Genomic DNA, 1,192 nt, shown 5'->3' with positions numbered 1-1,192 from the left:
TGGTATATCATCAGGATTATAAGACTAGATTTGCAGCGATCAACGATATTATTAGATACATCGAGCTGTACTACAATCAGACTAGAATTCAAAAGGGTTTGGGCTATAAATCGCCAAGACAGGTGTGGTTTGACTATTATCGTCAGGCTGCGTAATTAAAATCTCCCAAGTTTAGTTATACGGATTTGACGGCAGGGGTCATTTTATGACTGGTGTAAGTTCACACTTATTCCAAGTCTTAAAACCAAGTGCGTGATTGTCATGGATAACGCTCGGTTTCATAAAAATAAACGCATTCAAAAACTATTAAACAGACATGGCCATCGTATTCTTTGGCTGCCGCCGTACAGCCCTGATCTAAACCCTATCGAGAAAAAGTGGGCACAGGCTAAGTTTCTGCGCCGAGGGTGGATGGAGAATAATTTACCTAAACTGTTTCATGATATGGGCTGTATCGATTTTATAAAGATTTAACTATAAAACCACAGCCAGTTATTACTTTCATAGGCTACGAGTGCTTATTTACGAGAATAGTCAAGACCCTGGTTTATTTGAAGGCGAAATCGAAGTAGACGAGTCATACTTTGGTGGCACTCGTAAAGGCAAGCGAGGGCGAGGTGCTGGTAGCAAAGTGCCCGTGTTTGGCCTATTAAAGCGTAATGGCAAGGTTTACGCTTGTATTATACCCAATGCTAAAGCAGATACTTTGATCCCCATCATAAGAGAAAAAGTGAAGCCTGATAGCATTGTTTATACTGACTCATTTAAAAGCTATAACGCATTAGATGTCAGTGAGTTTACTCATTATCGTATCAACCACTCTAAAACCTTTGTTAATGATAAGAATCACATTAATGGTATAGAGAACTTTTGGAACCAAGCTAAACGGCATCTACGCAAGTTTAACGGGGTTCCAAAAGAGCATTTTCACCTCTATTTAAAGGAATGTGAGTGGCGTTTTAATCACAGTGACCCAAAGTCGCAATTACTACAATTAAAACAATGGGTTAAACAGGGTTTGAATTAGTTATCTAGGACAGCCCCTAGTTTTTATCATAAAGAGCCTTTCCCAAACTTTGTGTAACTGCTTATAATCCACTAACCGGAGAATAAGCAATGACTAAGCAAACCGACCTTAAAAAACTTGCCCAGCAAATGGCTAGCAGCATGAAAAGCTTTGATGACATCAAAG

3 pseudogenes are annotated in these 1,192 nt (G+C 39.3%); all 3 read left to right on the top strand.

The features are described from left to right. Window positions 1-155 (top strand): annotated as a pseudogene (locus JMX98_RS13885) (IS3 family transposase); the annotation flags it as partial. 55 nt (window positions 156-210) lie between these two features. Further along, window positions 211-474: pseudogene (locus JMX98_RS13880) on the top strand (transposase); the annotation flags it as partial. Between the two features lie 4 nt (window positions 475-478). Then, window positions 479-1,027 (top strand): annotated as a pseudogene (locus JMX98_RS13875) (IS1595-like element ISPssp3 family transposase); the annotation flags it as partial. Window positions 1,028-1,192: the final 165 nt, after the last annotated feature.

The sequence above is a fragment of the Psychrobacter sp. HII-4 genome (assembly GCF_904846595.1).
GTDB lineage: Bacteria > Pseudomonadota > Gammaproteobacteria > Pseudomonadales > Moraxellaceae > Psychrobacter > Psychrobacter celer.
This window is presented reverse-complemented; position numbering and strand designations above follow the sequence as displayed.